General features: G+C 64.7%; 1 pseudogene. It reads right to left on the bottom strand.

The window, feature by feature from the left end:
- Positions 1-331 (bottom strand): annotated as a pseudogene (gene istB / locus FHL16_RS33920) (IS21-like element ISPst3 family helper ATPase IstB); the annotation flags it as partial.

Raw genomic sequence — 331 nt, forward strand, 5'->3', positions numbered from 1 at the left:
CCGCCCGGCTTTGCCGTCGTGCTTTTCGCGCTCCAGCAGATTGACCAGATCGACCGTGGAGTAGAAGCGCACGCGCTTGCCGTGCCGGGTGATGCCGGACACGGCCAGCGCAGTGGCCAGGTGGGTTTTACCGGTGCCAGGCCCACCGATCAGCACCACGTTCTGCGCGGTGTCGGTAAAGGCCAGACTGGCCAGTTCGCTGATCAAACGAGCGTCTGCGCTGGAGGCGCTGAAGTCGAAGCCGGCCAGGTCGCGGTGCATCGGCAGCTTGGCCATGTTCATCTGGTGGCTCACCGAGCGCATGGCGCGATCTGTGTGCTCTTGTTCCAGC

Origin of the sequence: Pseudomonas sp. FSL W5-0299 (assembly GCF_005930655.1) — a bacterium.
GTDB classification, from domain to species: Bacteria; Pseudomonadota; Gammaproteobacteria; order Pseudomonadales; family Pseudomonadaceae; genus Aquipseudomonas; species Aquipseudomonas mandelii.